At 69.6% G+C, this 20,371-nt stretch carries 16 protein-coding genes and 1 pseudogene; 7 read left to right on the top strand and 10 right to left on the bottom strand.

What is annotated here, in order from left to right; all coding sequences use genetic code 11:
• Nucleotides 1-27: 27 nt before the first annotated feature.
• Nucleotides 28-1,050 (bottom strand): YlbL family protein, encoded by a 1,023-nt coding sequence (locus AU072_RS03480; RefSeq protein ID WP_064412484.1) that lies wholly within the window; start codon nt 1,048-1,050, stop codon nt 28-30.
• A 173-nt stretch (nt 1,051-1,223) separates the two neighbouring features.
• Here AU072_RS03480 and AU072_RS03475 point away from each other — a divergent pair, with 173 nt between their 5' ends.
• The 3 genes from AU072_RS03475 to AU072_RS03465 all read left to right on the top strand — a co-directional run bounded on the left by AU072_RS03475 (nt 1,224) and on the right by AU072_RS03465 (nt 4,879).
• Nucleotides 1,224-2,600, top strand: a complete 1,377-nt coding sequence (locus AU072_RS03475) for a zinc-dependent metalloprotease (RefSeq protein WP_064412483.1) — start codon at nt 1,224-1,226, stop codon at nt 2,598-2,600.
• 65 nt (nt 2,601-2,665) lie between these two features.
• On the top strand, nt 2,666-3,496 hold the full coding sequence (locus tag AU072_RS03470; RefSeq protein WP_064412482.1) for a hypothetical protein: 831 nt from the start codon (nt 2,666-2,668) through the stop codon (nt 3,494-3,496).
• Between the two features lie 42 nt (nt 3,497-3,538).
• A complete protein-coding gene (locus AU072_RS03465) occupies nt 3,539-4,879 on the top strand; it encodes a macrolide-binding ATPase MABP-1 (protein WP_064412481.1) in 1,341 nt (446 codons plus the stop codon).
• 133 nt (nt 4,880-5,012) lie between these two features.
• On the opposite strand, the gene AU072_RS03460 is transcribed toward AU072_RS03465, so the two are convergent.
• The 3 genes and pseudogenes from AU072_RS03460 to AU072_RS03455 all read right to left on the bottom strand — a co-directional run bounded on the left by AU072_RS03460 (nt 5,013) and on the right by AU072_RS03455 (nt 7,911).
• Nucleotides 5,013-5,294, bottom strand: coding sequence for a WhiB family transcriptional regulator (locus AU072_RS03460; protein WP_064412480.1), 282 nt, complete (start codon nt 5,292-5,294; stop codon nt 5,013-5,015).
• 139 nt (nt 5,295-5,433) lie between these two features.
• Entirely contained in the window at nt 5,434-5,622 is a 189-nt protein-coding gene (locus AU072_RS28125) for a hypothetical protein (RefSeq protein ID WP_133147261.1), read from the bottom strand.
• Between the two features lie 142 nt (nt 5,623-5,764).
• A pseudogene (locus AU072_RS03455) lies at nt 5,765-7,911 on the bottom strand (ATP-dependent DNA helicase UvrD2).
• A gap of 74 nt (nt 7,912-7,985) precedes the next feature.
• On the opposite strand from AU072_RS03455, the gene AU072_RS03450 reads away from it, so the two are divergent.
• Complete coding sequence (locus AU072_RS03450) at nt 7,986-8,237, top strand: mycoredoxin (protein WP_064345890.1); 252 nt, start codon at nt 7,986-7,988, stop codon at nt 8,235-8,237.
• A gap of 7 nt (nt 8,238-8,244) precedes the next feature.
• On the opposite strand, the gene nudC is transcribed toward AU072_RS03450, so the two are convergent.
• Both nudC and AU072_RS03440 read right to left on the bottom strand, forming a co-directional pair.
• On the bottom strand, nt 8,245-9,171 hold the full coding sequence (nudC, locus tag AU072_RS03445; RefSeq protein WP_064412522.1) for an NAD(+) diphosphatase: 927 nt from the start codon (nt 9,169-9,171) through the stop codon (nt 8,245-8,247).
• 10 nt (nt 9,172-9,181) lie between these two features.
• Nucleotides 9,182-10,258, bottom strand: a complete 1,077-nt coding sequence (locus tag AU072_RS03440; protein ID WP_064345889.1) for a potassium channel family protein — start codon at nt 10,256-10,258, stop codon at nt 9,182-9,184.
• A 48-nt stretch (nt 10,259-10,306) separates the two neighbouring features.
• Here AU072_RS03440 and AU072_RS03435 point away from each other — a divergent pair, with 48 nt between their 5' ends.
• On the top strand, nt 10,307-10,702 hold the full coding sequence (locus tag AU072_RS03435) for a DoxX family protein (protein ID WP_064412479.1): 396 nt from the start codon (nt 10,307-10,309) through the stop codon (nt 10,700-10,702).
• On the opposite strand, the gene AU072_RS03430 is transcribed toward AU072_RS03435, so the two are convergent.
• Both AU072_RS03430 and AU072_RS03425 read right to left on the bottom strand, forming a co-directional pair.
• Nucleotides 10,699-14,022: an ATP-dependent helicase gene (locus AU072_RS03430; protein ID WP_082680669.1), complete on the bottom strand. Its 3,324-nt coding sequence runs from the start codon at nt 14,020-14,022 to the stop codon at nt 10,699-10,701. The genes AU072_RS03435 and AU072_RS03430 overlap by 4 nt on opposite strands.
• Nucleotides 13,959-17,078, bottom strand: coding sequence for an ATP-dependent helicase (locus AU072_RS03425; protein WP_064412477.1), 3,120 nt, complete (start codon nt 17,076-17,078; stop codon nt 13,959-13,961). The genes AU072_RS03430 and AU072_RS03425 overlap by 64 nt, the downstream gene beginning before the upstream one ends.
• 6 nt (nt 17,079-17,084) lie before the next feature.
• Between AU072_RS03425 and AU072_RS03420 the strand changes: the two genes are divergently transcribed.
• Both AU072_RS03420 and AU072_RS03415 read left to right on the top strand, forming a co-directional pair.
• Entirely contained in the window at nt 17,085-17,915 is an 831-nt protein-coding gene (locus AU072_RS03420) for an alpha/beta fold hydrolase (RefSeq protein WP_064412521.1), read from the top strand.
• Between the two features lie 2 nt (nt 17,916-17,917).
• Nucleotides 17,918-18,214: an MGMT family protein gene (locus AU072_RS03415; RefSeq protein WP_064412476.1), complete on the top strand. Its 297-nt coding sequence runs from the start codon at nt 17,918-17,920 to the stop codon at nt 18,212-18,214.
• 71 nt (nt 18,215-18,285) lie between these two features.
• Here AU072_RS03415 and AU072_RS03410 read toward each other — a convergent pair whose 3' ends face one another.
• A complete protein-coding gene (locus AU072_RS03410) occupies nt 18,286-19,140 on the bottom strand; it encodes a TIGR02569 family protein (protein ID WP_064412520.1) in 855 nt (284 codons plus the stop codon).
• Nucleotides 19,141-19,176: 36 nt separating this feature from the next.
• Nucleotides 19,177-20,355 (bottom strand): adenylyltransferase/sulfurtransferase MoeZ, encoded by a 1,179-nt coding sequence (moeZ, locus tag AU072_RS03405; RefSeq protein ID WP_064412475.1) that lies wholly within the window; start codon nt 20,353-20,355, stop codon nt 19,177-19,179.
• Nucleotides 20,356-20,371: the final 16 nt, after the last annotated feature.

The following is a 20,371-nucleotide window of genomic DNA, read 5'->3' as shown; positions in this document are numbered from 1 at the left end:
TCTACGCAACGGTTTTTTGCCGGTGACCTAACAATGGGGGCGTTCGCCACCGGCGGACAAGGTCTTCAACGCGTCGACGGCCTGCGGCAGGGTTTCGACCCTGACCAGTTCCATACCGTCCTGCGGCGCCGTCTTGGCTTCTTCGCAGTTGTCGGCGGGCACCAGGAAGATGGTGGCGCCCTCCTCGCGCGCGCTCAGCATCTTGTGGGTGATGCCGCCGATCGAGCCGACCTCACCGTCGCCGCTGATGGTGCCGCTGCCGGCGACGAACTTCCCGCCGTTGAGGTCGCCGGTGGTCAGCTTGTCGACCACCGCCAGCGAGAACATCAGCCCCGCGGACGGCCCGCCGATTTTCTCGAGGTTGAACTCGATCGAGAACGGCGCCCACGGCGCGTCGAGTACGCCGATGCCGAGGAAACCCTGGTCGCGGTCGGGGTGCTTGCCCAGCGTGATGGTGGCGACGCCCGACGGTGCGTCCTTGCGCCGGTAGTCCAACTTCACGGTGTCCCCCGGTTTGGTGTCCTTCAAGAGGGCCTGGAACTCCTCGAGTTTGGTGACCGGCGTGCCATTGACGGCGTCGATCGCGTCACCCTCGCGCAGCTTTCCCGCCGACGGGCCCGGGTCGTTGACGTTTTCCACCGTCACCGCCATCGGGAACTCCAGGAAATGCAGCGCGGCGTACTCGGCGCTGCGTTCGGAGTTGCGGAAATCGGTGGTGTTGGCCTCGTCGACCTCTTCGCGGGTCTTGTCCGGCGGGTAAACGAGGTCGCGCGGGACCAGCTGCTCGCGGCCCGACAGCCACAGCACCATCGCCTCGCCCAGCCTGAGCTGGTCGCGTTGCGACACCGTCGTCATGTTCAGGTGTCCCGACGTCGGGTACACGTCGGTGCCCTCGATCTCGACGACCGGCTTACCGTCGAACTCGCCGAGCGTGTTGAACGTCGGGCCCGGGCCCAGGGAGACGAATGGCACCGTCACCGCCGACACCAGCACGCCGAACACCAGAATCGGCACGAGCGCGACGAGCAACGTCAAAGTCCGCCTGTTCACGCCGCCCAATCTAAAGGTTGCCCCGCGGGCGACCGCGCCCACGACGTCGCTCGCCGGGCGGTCACACCGGCGCGAGCGCTGCCGTCGCGCAGAAAAGGCGGTCCAGGGTCGGTTCGCTGTCAGCGTGAGACGCCCACCCACGAGACCCCATCCTGGTGAGTACCGTTGAGGGCATGGCTGACGTGCCTTTCGGCTTCTCCGCCGGCGACGACCCCGAGCGCGACAAGCGCAAGAAGGATCCCGACTCCGGATCCGGGGGCCCCGGCGACCCGTTCGGCATGGGCTTTCAGGGCGGCTCCGAGTTCGACATGTCCCAGCTGGGGCAGATCTTTTCCAAGCTCGGCGAGATGTTCAGCGGCGCCGGCAGCGCGATGGCCGGCGGGAAACAGTCGGGGCCGGTGAACTACGACCTGGCCCGCCAGTTGGCGTCGAGCCAGATCGGTTTCGTCGCACCCGTGCCGGAGAAGACGGCTGAGGCGATCGACGGCGCCGTGCGCCTGGCCGAGACGTGGCTCGACGGCGTGACAGCACTGCCCGCGGGAACCAGCAAGGCGGTCGCCTGGACGCCCACGGACTGGATCGACAACACCCTCGAGACGTGGAAGCGGCTGTGCGACCCGGTCGCCGAACAGATCTCGACGGTGTGGGTGTCGGCGCTCCCGGAGGAGGCGCGCACCATGGCCGGTCCACTGCTGTCGATGATGACGCAGATGGGCGGCATGGCGTTCGGCTCGCAGCTCGGCCAGGCGCTGGGCAAACTGTCGCGAGAAGTGTTGACCTCCACCGACATCGGGCTGCCGTTGGGCCCCAAGGGCGTGGCCGCGCTGATGCCCGAGGCGGTCGAGTCGCTGTCGGAGGGCCTCGAGCAACCGCGTAGCGAGATCCTGACCTTCCTGGCCGCCCGGGAGGCCGCTCACCACCGCCTGTTCAGTCACGTGCCGTGGCTTTCGAGCCAGCTGCTCAACGCGGTCGAGGCGTTCGCCCGCGGCATGAAAATCGACATGAGCGGCATCGAGGAACTGGCTTCCGGCCTCAACCCCGCCGCGCTGACCGACCCGGCCCAGATGGAGCAGCTGCTCAACCAGGGCATCTTCGAGCCGAAGGCGACGCCGGAGCAGACCGCGGCGCTCGAGCGGCTGGAAACACTGCTCGCGCTGATCGAGGGTTGGGTGCAGACCGTCGTCTCCGACGCGCTCGGCGACCGCATCCCCGGCACCTCGGCGCTGGCGGAGATGTTGCGCAGGCGCCGCGCCACCGGCGGACCGGCCGAGCAGACGTTCGCCACGCTGGTCGGACTCGAACTGCGTCCGCGCAAGATGCGCGAGGCCGCGGCGCTGTGGGAACGGTTGACCGAGGCCGTGGGCTCCGACCGCCGCGACGCGGTATGGCAGCACCCCGACCTGCTGCCCAGCGCCAAGGACCTCGACGAACCGGCCGGCTTCATCGACCGGATGATCGGCGGCGACACCAGCGGCATGGACAGCGCCATCGAGGAGGCGATCGCCGACCTCGAGAAGGACATCCAGAAGCCGGACGACGACGACCGGTAGCGCTTCAGCCGGTGCCCTTGTGGATAACTGCGGGTGACCGGCGCGCGGCGTGGCACGCTCGATCGATGACGCGCTATGCGTTGAGCGCCGCGACGCCGGTGCTGATGCGACCGGACGGGGCGGTGCAGGTGGGCTGGGACCCGCGGCGCGCGGTCGTGATCCGTCCGCCGGCGGGGCTGTCGGCGGCGACGCTGGCCGCCATGCTGCGTCGCCTGCAGACCGGCGCCCGACTGGCCGACCTCGCGGCGCTCGCCCCCGACGGCGCGCCCGTCGAGAACCTGCTGACGTCCCTGGTCGACGCCGGGGTGGTCACGACCGCCCCGCGACGGCGTGGCCGGTCGGCTGCGGTGCGCATCCACGGGCGCGGGCCGCTGTCGGATCTGCTCGCCTCGGCGCTGCGCTGTTCGGGTGCGCGCCTGACCCACAGCACCCGTACCGACACCGGTGCGCCGTCGGAGCCGACCGACCTCGTGGTTCTCGCCGACTACCTGGTGGCCGACCCCCGTATGGTCCGCGAGCTGCATGCCGTCGGCGTCGCCCACCTGCCGGTGCGCGTGCGCGACGGTGTCGGCCTGGTCGGGCCGCTGGTCCTGCCGGGGGTGACGAGCTGTTTGGCCTGCGCGGACCTGCACCGCAGCGACCGGGACGCGGCGTGGCCGGCACTTGCGGCGCAACTGCGCCACACCGTGGGCAGCGCAGACCGGGCCACGGTGCTGGCCACCGCGGCGCTGGCCCTCAACCAGGTCGACCGGGTCCTTGGCGCGGTGCGTGGCGACGCCGACGTCGACGGCTCCCCCGAACCGCCGCCGACGCTGGACACCACGTTGGAGTTCGACGTCAACGTGGGCTCGGTGGTGGCGCGGCGATGGTCGCGGCATCCGCGCTGCGCATGTTGACATCGGCCGTTGGCAAGTCGTTGCGCTGCGTTCAGCCGCGTCGTGGATGATGGTCTGGTGAGTGAGATCAAGCGAGGCCGGGCCGCGCGCAACGCCAAGCTGGCGAGCTTGCCGGTAGGGATGGCCGGCCGGGCAGCCTTGGGCTTCGGCAAACGGTTGACCGGACGGTCGAAAGACGAGGTCAACGCCGAACTGATGGACAAGGCCGCTCAGCAGCTTTTCACCGTGCTCGGTGAGCTCAAGGGCGGGGCGATGAAGGTCGGTCAGGCGCTGTCGGTGATGGAGGCCGCGATCCCCGAGCAGTACGGCAAGCCGTACCGCGAGGCGCTGACCAAGCTTCAGCGGGAGGCCCCGCCGCTGCCCGCGGCCAAGGTGCACCGGGTGCTCAACGCCCAATTGGGTACGAAGTGGCGGGAGCGGTTCGCGTCGTTCGACGACAAGCCCGTGGCGTCGGCCAGCATCGGCCAGGTCCACAAGGCGGTGTGGTCGGACGGCCGCGAGGTCGCGGTCAAGATTCAGTACCCCGGCGCCGACGAGGCGCTGCGCGCCGACCTCAAGACGATGCAGCGCATGGTGGGCGTGCTCAAGCAACTGTCCCCCGGCGCCGACGTCGACAGTGTGGTCAAAGAACTCATCGAGCGCACCGAGATGGAACTCGACTACCGGCTGGAGGCCGACAACCAGCGCGCATTCGCCAAGGCCTACGAAGGCCATCCGCGCTTCGTGGTTCCCCGCATCGTGGCCAGCGCGCCCAAGGTCGTGATCCAGGAGTGGATCGAGGGCGTGCCGATGTCGGTGATCATCCGAGAGGGCACTCAGGAACAACGAGACCTGATGGGCACCAGGCTTTTCGAGCTGACCTACGACGCGCCTCGCCGGCTCGAGATGATGCACGGTGACACCCATCCGGGCAACTTCATGCTGCTGCCCGGCGACAAAATGGGTGTCATCGACTTCGGCGCGGTCGCCCCGATGCCCGGCGGTATCCCGATCGAGATCGGTTTGGCGACGCGGTATGCACTCAACGACGACTACGACAACCTGCTCACCACGATGCAGAACATCGGCTTCATCCAGAAGGGCGAGCAGGTGTCCAAGCGCGAAATGGACGACATGATGCGCCAGTACGTCGAACCGCTCGAGGTCGAGGTCTTCCACTACAACCGCAAGTGGCTGCAGCGGATCACCACCGCGAACATGCGGCCCGAGCGCGCCGCCGGTCAGATCAAGGCCGCCCGGCAGATGGACATTCCGGCCAAGCTCGCCATCCCGATGCGGGTGATCGCGTCCAACGTCGCGATCGCGTGCCAACTCGATGCGCATGTTCCCGCGAGAAGACTTGCCACCGAGCTGATTCCGGGCTTCGCCGACGAAGCCGCCTGACGCCCCGCCTCCCCGTGCGCGTCGGATGCGCCCACCCCGCCCCTCGGTAGGGATCGTGAATCTGACGACGCGTTTCGTGGGTTGAGCGTCGCCAGATTCACAATCGAGCGCGCGCAGGTCGCCCCGTGTGCGTCTACGCGGCTGCCGGGTTCCCGATGCCGTTCTTGCGCGGCCGGCCCCGCGGGCGCTTGCGCGCGATGACGGTGCCCCGTTCGAGGATCTCGCCGCCCCAAACACCCCACGGCTCTTGGCGTTCCAGCGCTGCGGCCAGGCACTCACGCCGGATCGGGCACTGCACGCACAGCGCCTTGGCGCGTTCGAGCTCGACGGGATTCTCGGCGAACCACATATCGGGATCGCCCCTGTGACACGGCACCGCCAGCTTCGTCTTCTCTCGGCATGTCCCGAGTGACATGTCCAGTCCTTCCCTGGTCGTGGGTTTCGAAATCTCTTCCTTGTGGATCCGGACCAGGGCTTTGGAGTGGTGTCCAAAAGACCAAGGCCACGGATCCGACTGCGGGTCCGTGGCCTTTTCGGCGAAATCGTGGGCTTACCTAGGTGGTGCCCCGATCGACGGACGACACAGTCGCGGCGGCGCGGCGCTTGCGCTGCGGGGTGATGGCAGCGGCGGCACCGGCGGCGTGCGCGGCGGCGAACGCGGGATGCGCCGCGGCGGCGGCGACATGGAGGGTCCGCGTCATACCAGCAACGGCTACGCCGGTGAATGCGTCGTTGCTACCCATGATGTCGGTCCCTCCTTTCGCGCAAAAAGACACCCAAACGGTGTGATGTTGAGGCTAAGCGTAGCAGCGGCGGCTGACAATTGATTTTTTGACCAGCGGGTTTGGCGCGATCTTTACGACGTTTGGCCGTGAGGTCGCCGGCCTAGCGGCTTCGGCTCTTGACCATGGCGAGCACATCGGCGCCGTACTGCTCGAGCTTGCGCGCCCCGATGCCCGGGATCGCGACCAGCGCGGCGTCGTCGGTGGGTAGGGTCTCGGCGATCGCGATCAGCGTGTTGTCGGTGAACACCACATACGCCGGCACGCTCATCTCCTTGGAGGTGCGCAACCGCCAGTCCTTGAGGTCGGCCAGCAGCTGCTCGTCGATGTCGGACGGGCAGGTTTCGCAGCGGCGCAACATGATTGCCGCCGGTGCGGTCAGCGCGCTGTTGCACACGCGGCAGCGAGGGTCGCGCCGCGGGGACGGCGGGGCTTGGTCGGTGTGTCGCTGGTGTTCGACGACTGCGGCGCGATGCCGTTGAGGAACCGCGACGGTTTGCGACTCTGCCGTCCGCCCGGAGCGCGGGCGAGCGCCCAACTGAGCGCCAAATGCACACGCGCCCTGGTGATTCCGACGTAGAGCAAGCGCCGTTCCTCTTCGACCGCCTCGCTGTCGGGACCGTGCGCCAGCGCGTGGGAGATCGGCAGCGTGCCGTCGGCGAGGCCGACCAGGAACACCGCGTCCCACTCCAGCCCCTTCGCCGCGTGCAGTGAGGCCAGCGTGACGCCCTGCACGACCGGAGGATGACGGGCGTCGGCGCGTTGGCGCAGTTCGACGAGCAATGCGCGCAGATCGAGGGTGGGACGGATGGCGACTTCCTCGTCGACGAGTTCGGCCAGCGACGTCAGCGCTTCCCACCGTTCTCTGGCCTTGGTGCCCGGCGGCGGCTCGGCGGTCAGCCCGAGTGGCTCCAGCACCGCGCGCACCACCTCGGGCAGTCCCCCGCGGTCGACGTCCGGTTCGGCACTGCGTTCGGCCGCGCGCCGCAACGCCACCAGCGCCTGGCGGATCTCCTGGCGGCTGAAGAAACCCTCGCCGCCGCGCACCTGGAACGGGACGCCGGCTTCGGTGAGCGCCTCCTCGTAGACCTCCGACTGGGCGTTGATGCGGTAGAGCACCGCGATCTCGGCCGGTTCGGTGCCGGATTCGAGAAGCCGTTTGATGTTCTTGGCCACCGCCTTGGCCTCGGCGACCTCGTCGGGGTACTCGGCGAACCGGGGCGCGGGGCCGGGGTCGCGCTGCCCGACCAGATGCAGCTTGCTGCCCGCCATCCGGCCGCGCGCACCGGCGATGACCCGGTTGGCCAGCGACACCACCTGCGGGGTGGAGCGGTAGTCGCGTTCCAGGCGGACCACCGCCGCGTCGGGGAAGCGCCGGGAGAAGTCGAGCAGGTAGCGAGGGGTGGCACCGGTGAAGGAGTAGATGGTCTGGTTGGCGTCGCCGACGACGGTGAGGTCGTCGCGCTCCCCGAGCCAGGCGTCGAGCACGCGCTGTTGCAGGGGCGTCACGTCCTGGTATTCGTCGACGACGAAGCAGCGGTAGCGATCCCGGAACTCCTGCCCCACCGCGGCGTCGTTCTCGATCGCCGCGGCGGTGTGCAGCAGCAGATCGTCGAAGTCGAGCAGTGTGGTGCCGTCACCGCGGGCCTTGAGCGCCTCGTAGCCGGTGTAGACGGCCGCGACCTTCGCTGCGTCGAAGGGGATGTCGCGGCCGACCTGTGCGACCGCGGCCGGGTAGTCCTCGGGACTGATCAGCGACGCCTTGGCCCACTCGATCTCGCCCGCGAGGTCGCGCACGTCGTCGGTGCTGGTCGACAGGCGGGCCCGGTTGGCGGCCTGGGCCACCACCGCGAATTTGGTGTCGAGAAGTTCCCACGTGGTGTTGCCGACGACGCGGGGCCAGAAGTACGACAGCTGGCGACGCGCGGCGGCGTGAAACGTCATCGCCTGCACCGAACCGGTGCCGACACCGCCGAACGCCGCGTCGAGCGCACGCAACCGGGCGCGCATCTCACCTGCCGCGCGCTGGGTGAAGGTGACCGCGAGGACCTGCCCGGGCGCGACGTGACCGGCCGCGACCAGGTGCGCGATCCGGCGGGTGATCGTGCGGGTCTTACCGGTGCCCGCGCCGGCGAGCACGCACACCGGCCCGCGCGGGGCGAGCACCGCCTCGCGCTGCTCGTCGTCGAGGTCGTCGACGGCGTCCGGGCGGCTGCCCACCGAAGCGACCTCTACCGACATGCGGTCCATCTTGGCAGGGGCCGGTGACAAATGACCGGTACGGCGTCGGGCATGTTCGGTCCATCCGATACGTTGAACGCCTTATGAGCGCAGCACAGACTCCCGTGATCATGTACACCACCACCTGGTGTGGCTACTGCGTGCGTCTGAAGAAGGCGCTGCAGGCCGAGGGCATCGAGTTCACCGAGGTCGACATCGAGAAGGATGCCGCGGCCGCGGAGTTCGTCGCCACGGCCAACGGGGGCAACCAGACCGTGCCGACGCTGAAGCTGCCCGACGGTTCGACGTTGACGAATCCGACCGCGCGCGAGGTGAAGGCCAAGCTGGCGGGTTAGTCCGGGGTTAGTCCAGCGCGGCCCAGGACTCGATGATCTCGCGCGCGATCGAGATCGATCCCGGAAGCAGCAGCCGTGACGGCGAGTCGCTGCTCCAGTCGCCGTGGTCGAGGGCCTCGCGGATCTCGGCCCGGGTGAACCAGGCGGCCTCGGCGATCTCGCCGTCGTTGAACGAGAACTGCTGATCGGGATCGCCGATCGCGTGGAAGCCCACCATCAGCGACCGCGGGAACGGCCAGGGCTGGCTGCCCAGGTAGGTGACGTCGGTGACGGTCAGCCCGATCTCCTCGGCGATCTCGCGCACGACGCAACTCTCGAAGGACTCACCGGCCTCGACGAAACCGGCCAGGATCGAGAACAGCCGCTCCGGCCAGACCGTTTGACGGGCCAGCACGGCGCGGTCGTGTCCGTCGTGTACGAGGCAGATGACCGCGGGGTCGATGCGGGGATACTCCTCGTGGCCGTTGAGGGGGTTGACCCTCGCCCACCCGCCCTTGACGGGCTTGGTCGGTGCACCGTCGAGCGGGCTGAACCGGGCACTGTCGTGCCAGTTGAGCAGCGCGGTCGCGGTCGCGACGAGTTGCGCGCTGACGTCGTCGAACACCTGACCGGCCCGGCGCAGGTCGAGCACCTCGGTCTCGGTGTGCGGGTCCTCCGGCCCCTCGAGGGCAGCGCGGATCGCCCACACATGCCGACCGTCGTTGAGCCTGCCCAGGAAGACGGCGTTCTCCGGCGGGCGGTCGCCCAGCTTGGCCGCGTCGCCGAGCACCACGCTGCCCTCGGCGATCAACACCTGGTGGCGGCGGTCGACGCGCAACACCAACGCGTCGGGCCATCCGGCCAGAGCGGCGTCGATGTCGGTGCGCAGGGCATCGGCGCGGTCGGCGCCGACGCGGGACAGCAGCGGCACGTTGCGGAGGCGAAACGGGGTCATCGTTCGGTTGTCACTCGGCATCCGCATTGCGGATGTAGAGCAGCCGATCGCCGGACTCGACCGTGTCCACCTCCGGTGAGTCGACGCGCAGCAGTTCCCCTCCACGGACCACACCGAGAACGATGTCGTGTAGGTGGCGCGGGGATCCGCCCACCTCCTTGGGCGTCACCTCTCGTTCCGCGATCGCGAAGCCGGCGTCGGGAGTGAGCAGGTCTTCCATGATCTGCACGACGCTGGGGGTCTGGGTGGCGATGCCGAGCAGTCGGCCCGCGGTCTCCGAGGACACCACGGTCGAGTCGGCGCCCGACTGCCGCAGCAGGTGCTGGTTGTCGGACTCGCGGGCCGCGGCGATGATCTTGGCGTTGGGGGCGAGCTCGCGCGCGGTCAATGTGACGAGCACGGCGCTGGCGTCGTCGTCGGTGGCGACGATGATCGACTTCGCGTGCTGGGCGCTGGCCAGGCGCAGGATGTCGGCCTTGGTGGCGTCGCCGTGGACGGTGACCAGCCCGGCGCTGCGGGCGCGTTCGAGCGCGCCGGCGTTCTCGTCGACGACGACGATGTCGGCGGGGGCGACCTCGTCGCCGACCATCGCGGCGACCGCCGTCCTGCCCTTGGTGCCATAGCCGATGACGACGGTGTGGTTGCGCACTCTGCTCCTCCATCGCTGGATCTTCAATGCCGCGCGCGACTGGCTGGTCAGCGTCTCGACTGTGGTGCCGATGAGGACGATCAGGAAGGCGACGCGCAGCGGGGTGACCACCAGGACGTTGATCAACCGGGCTTCGGGCGTGAACGGGGTGATGTCGCCGTAGCCGGTGGTCGACAGCGAGACCGTCGCGTAGTACAGGCAGTCCAAGAACGACAGCTGGTTGTCCTGCACGTCACGGTAGCCGTCGCGGTCCAGGTACACGATGAACACGGCCGCCATCAGCGCCAGCGTCGCGTAGATGACACGGCGGATGATCCGCTGGGTCGGGCTGACGAATGGTTCGGGGATCCGCAGGATGTCGACGAGCCGCGAGTCGGGCTGTGTGGTCAGGTCCTGTTCGATCGCGGCGAGCCGGCGCCGCAGCCTACCTTTTGCCACGAGGACCCGTTACCGGTCCCGCAGGGGTGTGCACGCCACAATGTAATCATGACCTCTCCCCCGCCCGAACTGCAGCAAGTGGCCAACCCGACGCGCGCCTACCGGATGGCGGCCGGCCTGCTGGGTATCGGGACGCTGCACTTCGTGGCGCCCAAGCCGTTCGACGGCATCATTCCCGCCGAGCTGCCCGGCAGTCCGCGGTTCTACACCTACGCCTCGGGTGTCGCCGAGCTCGGGGTGGCGGGGCTGCTGTTGGCTCCGAAAACGCGACGTTTGGGCGCGTTGGCCGCGGTAGCGCTGTTTGTCGCGGTGTTCCCCGGCAACGTCAACATGGTGCGGTTGTGGTGGGACAAGCCGTGGCCGATGCGGGCGATCGCGATCGCCCGCCTGCCGCTGCAGATTCCGATGATCGTCGAGGCCGTGAAGGTGTACCGCGAGTCTTAGGCCGCCTCCAGCAGGTCGGCGAGTTCGTCGACGTCGGGCAGCGTCTCGGGGGTGACGGTGACGCCGCTGCGCACGTAGTGAAACGCCGCCCGCACCGACTCGACGGGATATCCGTGCAGCGCTGCCCACGCCAACCGGTACACCGCGAGCTGAATCGCATTGTGCTGCAGGGCTTCGGCGGTGCTCGGCGGCTCCCCCGTCTTCCAATCGACCACGGTGGCTCCGCCGTCGTCATCGGCGAACACGGCGTCGATGCGTCCCCGGATCACCCGCCCGCCGATCACCATGTCGAACGGCACCTCGACGTCGATCGGGGTGCGCGCGGCCCACGGCGACACCGCGAACGCCGCCTGCAACTCGGCGAGTTCCTCGGCCACCGCGGTGTGATGGTCGACCGCACCGGGCAGATCGTCCAGGTCGAACAAGCGCTCGGCGTGATAGAAGCGCTGCACCCAGTCGTGAAACGCCGTGCCCAGCAACGCATGTGGATCCGGACGAGTCGGCAGCCTGCGGCGCAGCCGCTGCGAGACGGCTTCGGAGTCCTTGCCGAGCTCGACCAGGGTGCTGACCGATACCTGAAGAGGCAGCGGTGGTGCCGTCGGTTCGACCACCCGGGTGCGTTCGGCGATGAGCGCGTCGACGTCGGCCTCCCATCCTTCTCCGGACTCGACGGGTCCGTCGTCGCGGGCACCCGACATCGCCGCGGCCACAAGCGTTGCCCCGCGAGCCACATCGCCGCGACGCGCACCAGCAGGATCGGCGGGCCAGACGGCTTCGACCACCTTGTCCCGCAGCGGGTTCGGTTCACCATCAGGTGGAGCGGGTGCCCACTGTTCGATCACGCCGCAGGGCTCACCCTCTTCGGCGGACTTGTCGATGATGCCTTTGAGCTCACAGAGGAACTCCGATGGCCCGCGGGCCTTGCTTTCCGATGCTCCCCAGTGGTGGCCCGACAAGAACAGGGTGTCCTCGGCGCGGGTGAGCGCCACGTAGAGCAGGCGGCGTTCCTCGTCGATGCGGCGCTGTTCGAGGTTTCTCTTGTGCTCGCCGATCACGTCGGACAACCGCTTGCGGTCGTTGACGTCGCTGGTGTCGAGCACCGGGACACCGTGCTCGGAGAGCGTGGCCCGGTCGCCGCGCAACAGCGGAGGGAGGTCCCCCGCGTCGGTCAGCCAGGTGCGGGTGGTACCGGTCGAGGGGAAGACGCGACCGCTGAGGTGCGGAACGGCGACCACCTGCCATTCGAGTCCCTTTGCCGCGTGGATGGTCATGATCTGCACCCGGTCGGCCGCGACGGACCCCACGGCGGGAGCCAGGCCGTTCTCCACCTCTTCGGCGGCGTCGAGGTAGGCCAGCAGGCTGGTGACACCGGCGCCCGGGCGGCCGGCGAAATCGGCCACCACATCGGCGAACGCGTCGAGATGTTCGGTGCCCGACCAGCCCGCCGAGACGGGGCGGCGCGCGCGCACCTCGGTGTCGATGCCGAGCACGCGGCGCACCTCGGCGACGAGCTCGGGAAGCGGGTGTGACAGATGCGCCCTTAATGCGGTCAGCTCGCGGCCCAGTGCGACGATCCGCGCGTATCCCGTCGGCGAATACGCTTCGGGCGCACCGGGGTCGGTCACCGCCTCGGCGAGGCACGCGGTGTCTGCGTCGGGGGCCGCCTGGGCGGCGATGCGTTCGGCGGTCCCGGCGGGGGCGTCGGCTCGCCCGCTGTCGTCGAGCTGAACGGCGCGCCGCCACAGCGCGGTGATATCGCGGCCGCTCAGTCGCCAGCGTGGCCCCGTGAGGACCCGCATGGCCGCGCTGCCCGCACTCGGGACGGCCATCATCCGCAACATCGCCACCACGTCGGCGACCTCGGGCACGCCGAGAAGGCCGGCCAGCCCGACGACTTCGACCGGCACACCGCGGGCCGTGAGCGCTTCGGCCATCGGCGCGGCGTCGGCGTTACGGCGCACCAGCACCGCCGTCGTCGGCGCCGGCACCCCGTCTTCGCGCGACCGCTCATAGATGTCGGCGATATGGCCGGCGAGCCAGTCACGTTCGGCGGCAACGTCATTCAGCAGGGCACAACGGATGGTGCCCGGCGGGGCGTCCGGCCTGGGCAGCAGTGAACGCACCGCCACCGAACGACGCCGCGCCTGTGCCGACACGGCGTTGGCCAGATACAGCGTGCGAGGCGGATTGCGCCAGCTCGTGCGCAGCTCCAAGGTGGGCGCCGGGGTGCCGTCCGAACGGGGAAAGTCGGTGGCAAAGCGCGGCAGGTTGGTGGCCGACGCACCGCGCCACCCGTAGATCGACTGGATGGGATCGCCCACCGCGGTCAGCGCGAGGTCGTCGTCGGCTCCACCGCCGAACAACGACGACAAGGCGACCCGCTGCGCATGCCCGGTGTCCTGGTATTCGTCGAGCAACACCACCCGGTACCGCTGGCGCAGTTGCTCACCGACATGCGGGAAGTTCTCGGCGAGCCGGGCGGCCGAGGCCATCTGCATGCCGAAGTCCATCACTTTCTCGGCCCGCATCCGCTGATGAACGGCGTCGATCAGCGGGACCAGCTCGGTGCGCTCGGTCTGGGTGGCCAGCAGCCGCAGCAGCCACTGGCTGGGGCCGCGGTCGCGTTGGTAGGGGCCGGCGGGCAGCGTGTGCACCAACCGCTCGAGCTCGACATGCGTGTCGCGCAACTGGTCGGTGTCGACGAGGTGCTCGGCGAGTTGACCCGCCAGCCGAAGCACCATCGAGGTGACCGCCGCCGGCGTCTTCTCGGTGTGCAGTTCGGGGTGCTCGCACACGACACGGAAGGCCAACTGCCACAGCTCGGTTTCGCTCAGCAGCCGGGTCTCGGCCTCGACGGGCAGCAGCAGGCCGTACTCGCGCAGTAGGTTGCCGGCGAATGCGTGATACGTGCTGACGGTCGGTGGCTCGTCGATGGTGGCGCCGCCGTCGTGGGGGTATCTCCCGCCGGGGAGGGAGAGGCCGGCGCCCTCGAGTCGGGCGAGGCGGGTGCGGACCCGGCGCAGCAGCTGTCCGGCTGCCTTGCGGGTGAAGGTGAGGCCGAGAACCTCACCGGGGCGGGCGAACCCGTTGGCGACCAGCCACACCACCCGCGCGGCCATCGTCTCGGTCTTGCCGGCACCGGCGCCGGCGATGACCACGAGCGGTCCGGGCGGGGCCGCGATCACGGCGGCCTGCTCCTCGGTCGGCGCGAAAAGGCCGAGGGCCGCGGCGAGTTCGTGCGGGCTGTAGCGCGGGGTCATGGCTGTCCTCCAGTCGCGGCCTGGGCGGGACACATGGCCCGCACCGGGCAGTGTCCGCATCCGTCATTGATCCGCGCGACGAACTCCGGACCCTGGGTGGCTGCCGCCGCCGCGCGCACGGTGTCACGCCATTGGTCGTGCTTCTCGGGTGTCAGCGCGTCCTGCGTGCGCTCGGTCGGACCCGATGCGCAGGTTTTGCCGAGGTAGACCAATCGGCCGCCCCCCGGTGAGTCTCCTTGCGCGAGCAGACCTTCCGCGATGGCCAGCTGATACATCGCCAGCTGGGCGTGGTTTTGCGCACCGTCCTTGGTGACCGGGCTCTTGCCGGTTTTGAGGTCGACCACGACCAGCCGCCCCTCGCTGTCGCGTTCGAGGCGGTCGACACGTCCGCGTACGCGTACGTCGGGCCCGTGTTCGCCGCCGTCGACCACGACACCGTCGACACCGATCTCGCTGCCCACCTCGGTGAGCTGGCCGCGGGTCTGCGCACGCCACCGCTCAAACGTCGCCAACATCTCCCGGTGCCGGCCGAGTTCGTTGTCGGCATACCAGCGCGACTCGAACGGCAGTTTGGGCCAGATCTTCTCGAGCTCGTTGATCATCTGGCTCTCGGTGCGCCCCGGGTCGGCGACGAGCCCATGCACCAGCGTGCCGACCGCCGAGCGCACGTCGCGACCGTCGGCGCCGCCGTGCCGCTCGAGCAGCCAGCGCAACGGACAGTCGGTCAGCATCTGCAGCGTCGACGGCGACAGCGTCACGGTGTGTCCGTCGCCGTTCCACAGCGGGTCCTCACTGGACAGCGGAGTCATCGACTGCCACTGCGTCGGGTCGGCTCCGGGCACGCCTGCCGCCGCCAGTCGCGCCAACAGCGTTGCCGCACATGCCCTTACTGTGTCGTCGACCGCGCCGTCGGACGCGCATACCACCGCGCGCAGCCGTCCGACCAGCGCCGCGGGCGCCAGCACGCGCGGTGCGCTGACCGGCTCGGTCATGTCGGAGCCGTCGTCTTGGGAGCGCGTGCTCAACTCGTAGCAGAACGCCGACGGGAGCAGCGACTCGTCGCCGCTGCTGTCGACCGCCGTCACCAGCAGGCGGCTGCGGGCACGCCCCATCGCGGCGATCAGCAACCGGCGTTCCTCGGCCAACAGCGGCGCCCGGGTCGACACGCTTTCTGCGTCCTGGGTGACGCCGTCGAGCAGGTCGACGAGCTGCTGGGTTGCCAATACGCCGCCACGCGGAACGGTGTTGGGCCACAGTCCTTCCTGCACGCCGGCGATGACGACGAACTCCCACTCGCGGCCCATCGCGGCGTGGGCGCTGAGCACGGCGACCGCGTCGGCGTCGGCGCGCTCGTCGCGGGCGGGTGACCCGAGACTCGCGACGTGGTCGATCAACCCGCGCAGCGTCGCGCCCGCGGTGCGGTTCACGTACTGCTCGGCGACGTCGAAGAGCGCGGTGACCGCGTCGAGGTCCCGGTCGGCCTGCGCACCGGATACGCCGCCGCGTTCGCTCGCGGCCAGCCAACGTCGTTGCAGCCCGGAACGCTGCCAAGCCTGCCACAGCGTGTAGCGCGGATCGCCCCCCGTCTCGACAGTGCGACGGGCGGCCGCCAGCACCTTGCGCACGCGGTCCAGAGGCCGGCCAAGGCTCTCCGGCAGACCGTCGACGCCGTGCTCCAACGCCTCGACCAGCAGATCGCCGAAACCGCGCGGGGGTTGCGAGCCGTCGATGCGTCGTAGCGCGCGCCGCAGTTGGCGCAGCGACACCGGATCGACGCGACCGATCGGTCCCGTCACCAACGACGCCGCCTGCTCGGCGTCGAGACCGTGCGATGTCGCCGCCAGCACGGTGAGAAGGGCCCGCACGCCCGGCTGGTCGCCGAGCGGCGTCGCAGGCGATGGGGTATCCACCGGAACACCGGCCGCGGCCAGCGTGCGCGCCAACGCCGCGCCCAGGCGGGGCACCGAACGCACGATGACAGCCATCTGCGACCACGGGACGCCGTCGACGAGGTGCGCCCGTCGCAGCGCGTCGGTGATCATCGCCGACTCCGCATGCGGCGAGGCGGCGATACGCACGGCCACGGTGCCGTCGGGGCCGGGCGCACCGGTCAGCACGCGCCCCTGCTCGGCGCCGGGCAGTCGTCGGGCCACCTCGGTGATGGCTCCGGCGATCGCCGGTGCGCAGCGGTGTGACTCGGTCAGCGCGATCGCCGGCTCGTCGCCGCGCAGCAGCGCCGGGTCGGCACCGCGGTAGCCGAAGACCGCCTGATTGGGATCACCTGCGAACACCGTGGTTTCGGCGCCCTGAGCCAGCACCCGAACCAGGAGCGCGGCCTGCGGGTCGAGTTGCTGTGCGTCGTCGACAAGGAGGATCTTGATGCGTCCACGTTCGGCGGCCAGCAGCTCACCGTCGGTGGCCAACGCCTCCAGCGCCGCTCCCACCAGTTCGGCCGCGCCCAGTGCCGGGATGGTGGCCTGTGGTGCCGCCATTCCGACGGCTGAACGCAACAGCATGATCTGCTCGTAGGCCTGGGCGAACTGGCCGGCCGCCAGCCACTCCGTCCTGCCCGAACGCCGCCCGATGCGTTGCAGTTCAAGGGGATCGACACCGCGTTCGGCGCACCGGGCCAGCAGGTCTCGCAGCTCGTTGGCGAAGCCGACCGTGCTCAACGCCGGGCGCAGATGGTGCGGCCATGCGGTCGCCGCGCGGTCGCCGTCCTCGACGTCGCCGGCGAGCAGTTCGCGGATGATGCCGTCCTGTTCGGCGCTGGTGATCAACCGCGGCGGCGGATCGCCGTTGCGCTGAGCGGCCAACCGCAGAACCGCGAACGCATACGAGTGCACGGTGCGCACCAGCGGTTCGCGCACGACTGCGCGGGTGCCGGCCTGCAAGAGCGTCGAGGTGATGCGGGCCCGCGCCTGCGCACCGAGGCGGGCCGAACCGGTCAGCAGCAGAACCGATTCCGGATCCATGCCGGCGGCGATGTGCGCGACCGCGGTCTGGATCAGCAGCGAACTCTTGCCGGTGCCGGGCCCTCCGATCACACGGAAAGCGCCGCGCGTGCCGGGATCGGTGAGCGCGCTCGGTGTGAGGTCGGTGTGCGGTGCGGACATGTGGGCATGACACCACGGGGGTCCGACAAATGGCCGTCACCCGAGGCTGGCAGCATCACAGCCGTGACCGAACCCCTGCACGTTCACCGCTACGGGCCGGCCGGGCCCGCACAGGTGTTGGCGATCCACGGCCTGACCGGACACGGCCAGCGGTGGCAGACGCTGGCGACCCGCCACCTGCCCGAGTACGCGATCGTCGCACCGGACCTCATCGGGCACGGCCGCTCGTCGTGGGCGGCACCGTGGTCGATCGACTCGAACGTCGCGGCGCTGGCCGCGCTGCTCGAGCGTCCCGCCGTGGTGGTCGCACACTCCTTCGGCGGCGCGGTGGCGCTGAATCTGGCTGCCGCCCGGCCAGACCTGGTGTCGCGGATGGTCCTGCTGGACCCGGCCGTCGGCCTGGATGGCGAGTGGATGCGCCGGATCGCCGACGACATGTTCGCCTCCCCCGATTACACCGACCGCGCCGAGGCGCGCGCCGAAAAGGCCAACGGGTCGTGGGGTGAGGTCGAGTCGGCCGAATTGGATCGCGAGCTCGACGAGCATCTGATCGATCTGCCGTCCGGGCGGGTCGGCTGGCGGATCAGCGTCCCGGCGATGATGGCGTACTGGAGCGAGCTTGCCCGCCCGGTCACGTTGCCTCCCAAGGGGATTCCCACGACGCTGGTGCGGGCCGCCCGCACCAGGCCGCCGTATGCGACCGACGACATCGTCACCACGCTCGCGCAGCGACTCGGCGCGGACTTCGGGCTTTTGGAGTGGGACTGCGACCACATGGTCGCCCAGGCCAGGCCCGTCGAGACCGCGGCGCTGATCCGCGAGCACCTCGAGTCCTAGCGATGGCGCCGGTCACCGACGAGCAGGTGGAGGCCGTGCGCGCGCTGGTCGCCTCGATACCGCCGGGGCGGGTGTCGACGTACGGCGACATCGCCGATGCCGCGGGGCTTTCCAGTCCCCGCATCGTCGGCTGGATCATGCGCACTGACTCGTCGGACCTGCCGTGGCACCGGGTGATCACGGCGTCGGGGAAACCGGCTGCGCACCTGGCGACGCGCCAGTTGGAGCGGCTTCGCGCCGAAGGGGTTCTCGCGCACGACGGTCGAATCCGGCTAGCCGAGGTGCGACACCGGTTCTAGCGCCGCGAGTGTGGAGTTGATGCACGTCTGAGCGCCGAAAGTGTGCGGGTAACCCACGTTCGCGCCACAGGCTAGAGCACGAGGCGGACCAGCGCCGCCGTCCGCGCGAGACCGGGGAACGCGGCCGCCGTCGACCGCGGATGTAGCGCGTGCACGGCGATGCGGAACATCAACGCGCGCAACAACATCTGCGACCACTCGGGCAGCGGGCTCCAGCGTTCGATCAACCCGTCGTCGGCCTCGCCCCACGACAGCGCGTCGACCACGACGACCCCGGCGGCCCATGACGCCGGCCGCCAGTACGGGATGATGTCGGTGATCCCGGGCGCGGCGGTGCCCGCGAAAAGCACGGTGCCGTAGAGGTCGCCGTGGACCAGTTGGCTCGGGCTCTTGGTCGGCTTGCGCAGGGTAGCAAGCTGATTGAGCAACTCGATCGAGCGCTGCCCGTCGGCCGACCCCGGCGACACCTTGGCGCCCGGCGGCAACGAGTGCAGCGGCCGTTCCTCCCAGGCCGCGCGGTCGGCCGCGATGAACACGTCGACATCGGCCCACGGCGCCACCGGTGGCTGCGTCAGGAATCTCGGGCGTTCGAGTTTGGCCGTCGCCTCATGTAGTCGCACCGCGGCCGAGACCACCTCGTCGTGGCGCGGTTCGGGAGTTCCGGCGACGAAGGTGTCCGCCCGCCACCCGGCGACCACATAGCGCCCATCGGTCGACCGCACCGGACGGGCCAGGCGCACCCCGTCGACGAACAACGTCTCGCGGACCTTGGCTGACCACGCGGCGCGCGCGTGGTCGGCGACCATCGACACCACCACTTCCCCGCAGCGCCAGCCGCCCTCCCAGCCCGGCCCGAGCGCAACGGGCTGCACACCGGACAGGCCGAACGCGGCCAGCACATGATCCGGTGGCCGTTCGACAGTCACCACCTCAGCGTAAGCGGAGTTTCGGCAAACCAGCCGTTAGTACATGACCATGTCGGGTTCGAGTTGTTTACCCCACGCGACGATTCCGCCCTGCACATGCATCGCGTCGGAGAATCCGGCGTTCTTCGCGATCGCCAACACCTCGGCAGAGCGCACACCGGTCTTGCAGTAGAACACCGGCGTCCGGTCGGTCGGCAACTTGGCCAGCGCCTCGCCGGATTCGAAGGCGCCCTTGGGGATCAGCTCGGCACCCTGGATCCGGTTGATGTCCCACTCGACCTGTTCGCGTACGTCGATCAGGGCCAACGGTTTGCCCGAATCGAGCAACTCCTTGAGCTCGCGGGGGGTGAGGGTCGAATCGGCCGCGGCCTCGGCGGCGGCGTCGGACACCACGCCGCAGAACTCCTCGTAGTCGATCAGCTCGGTGATCTTCGGGGTCGACGGGTCCTTGCGGATCTTGATCGTGCGATAGGTCATGTCGAGTGCGTCGTAGACCATCAGGCGGCCCAACAGCGTTTCGCCGATGCCGGTGATCAGCTTGATGGCCTCGGTGCCCATCACCGATGCCACCGACGCGCACAGGATCCCGAGCACGCCGCCCTCCGCGCACGACGGCACCATTCCCGGCGGCGGCGGTTCGGGGTACAGGTCGCGGTAGTTAAGCCCCAACCCGTCGGGGGCGTCCTCCCAGAACACCGAGATCTGGCCCTCGAAGCGGAAGATCGACCCCCACACGTAGGGCTTGTGGGCCAGCACGGCCGCGTCGTTCACGAGGTAGCGCGTCGCGAAGTTGTCGGTGCCGTCCAGGATCAGGTCGTACTGCTCGAACAGCTCGACCGCATTCTCGGGTTCGAGCCGGAACTGGTGCAGGTTGACCGTCACCAGCGGATTGATGTCGAGAATCGAGTCACGCGCGCTCTCGGCCTTCGACCGGCCGATGTCGGACTGGCCGTGGATGATCTGGCGCTGCAGGTTGGACTCGTCGACCACGTCGAACTCGACGATCCCGATCGTGCCCACGCCTGCGGCGGCCAGGTACAGCAGCGTCGGGGAGCCCAGCCCGCCGGCGCCGATGACCAGCACACGGGCGTTCTTCAGCCGCTTCTGCCCATCCAGGCCGAGGTCGGGAATGATGAGGTGACGGCTGTAGCGCGCCACTTCCTCGCGGGTGAGTTCGGCCGCCGGTTCTACCAGCGGCGGCAACGGTGTCGACACCGTGTTTCTCCTTGAT

The sequence above is a fragment of the Mycolicibacterium novocastrense genome, assembly GCF_001499835.1.
Classification (GTDB): Bacteria; Actinomycetota; Actinomycetes; order Mycobacteriales; family Mycobacteriaceae; genus Mycobacterium; species Mycobacterium novocastrense.
This window is presented reverse-complemented; position numbering and strand designations above follow the sequence as displayed.

Bases quoted from the DNA above. Each gene is read 5' to 3' on its own strand.
- AU072_RS03420 (WP_064412521.1), top strand. From the start codon at position 17,085: ATGACACCACGGGGGTCCGACAAATGGCCGTCACCCGAGGCTGGCAGC.
- AU072_RS03415 (WP_064412476.1), top strand. From the start codon at position 17,918: ATGGCGCCGGTCACCGACGAGCAGGTGGAGGCCGTGCGCGCGCTGGTC.
- nudC (WP_064412522.1), bottom strand. From the start codon at position 9,171: ATGACCCCGTTTCGCCTCCGCAACGTGCCGCTGCTGTCCCGCGTCGGC.
- AU072_RS28125 (WP_133147261.1), bottom strand. From the start codon at position 5,622: ATGGGTAGCAACGACGCATTCACCGGCGTAGCCGTTGCTGGTATGACG.
- AU072_RS03425 (WP_064412477.1), bottom strand. From the start codon at position 17,078: ATGTCCGCACCGCACACCGACCTCACACCGAGCGCGCTCACCGATCCC.
- AU072_RS03475 (WP_064412483.1), top strand. From the start codon at position 1,224: ATGGCTGACGTGCCTTTCGGCTTCTCCGCCGGCGACGACCCCGAGCGC.
- AU072_RS03430 (WP_082680669.1), bottom strand. From the start codon at position 14,022: ATGCGGACACTGCCCGGTGCGGGCCATGTGTCCCGCCCAGGCCGCGAC.
- AU072_RS03450 (WP_064345890.1), top strand. From the start codon at position 7,986: ATGAGCGCAGCACAGACTCCCGTGATCATGTACACCACCACCTGGTGT.
- AU072_RS03470 (WP_064412482.1), top strand. From the start codon at position 2,666: ATGACGCGCTATGCGTTGAGCGCCGCGACGCCGGTGCTGATGCGACCG.
- AU072_RS03460 (WP_064412480.1), bottom strand. From the start codon at position 5,294: ATGTCACTCGGGACATGCCGAGAGAAGACGAAGCTGGCGGTGCCGTGT.
- AU072_RS03435 (WP_064412479.1), top strand. From the start codon at position 10,307: ATGACCTCTCCCCCGCCCGAACTGCAGCAAGTGGCCAACCCGACGCGC.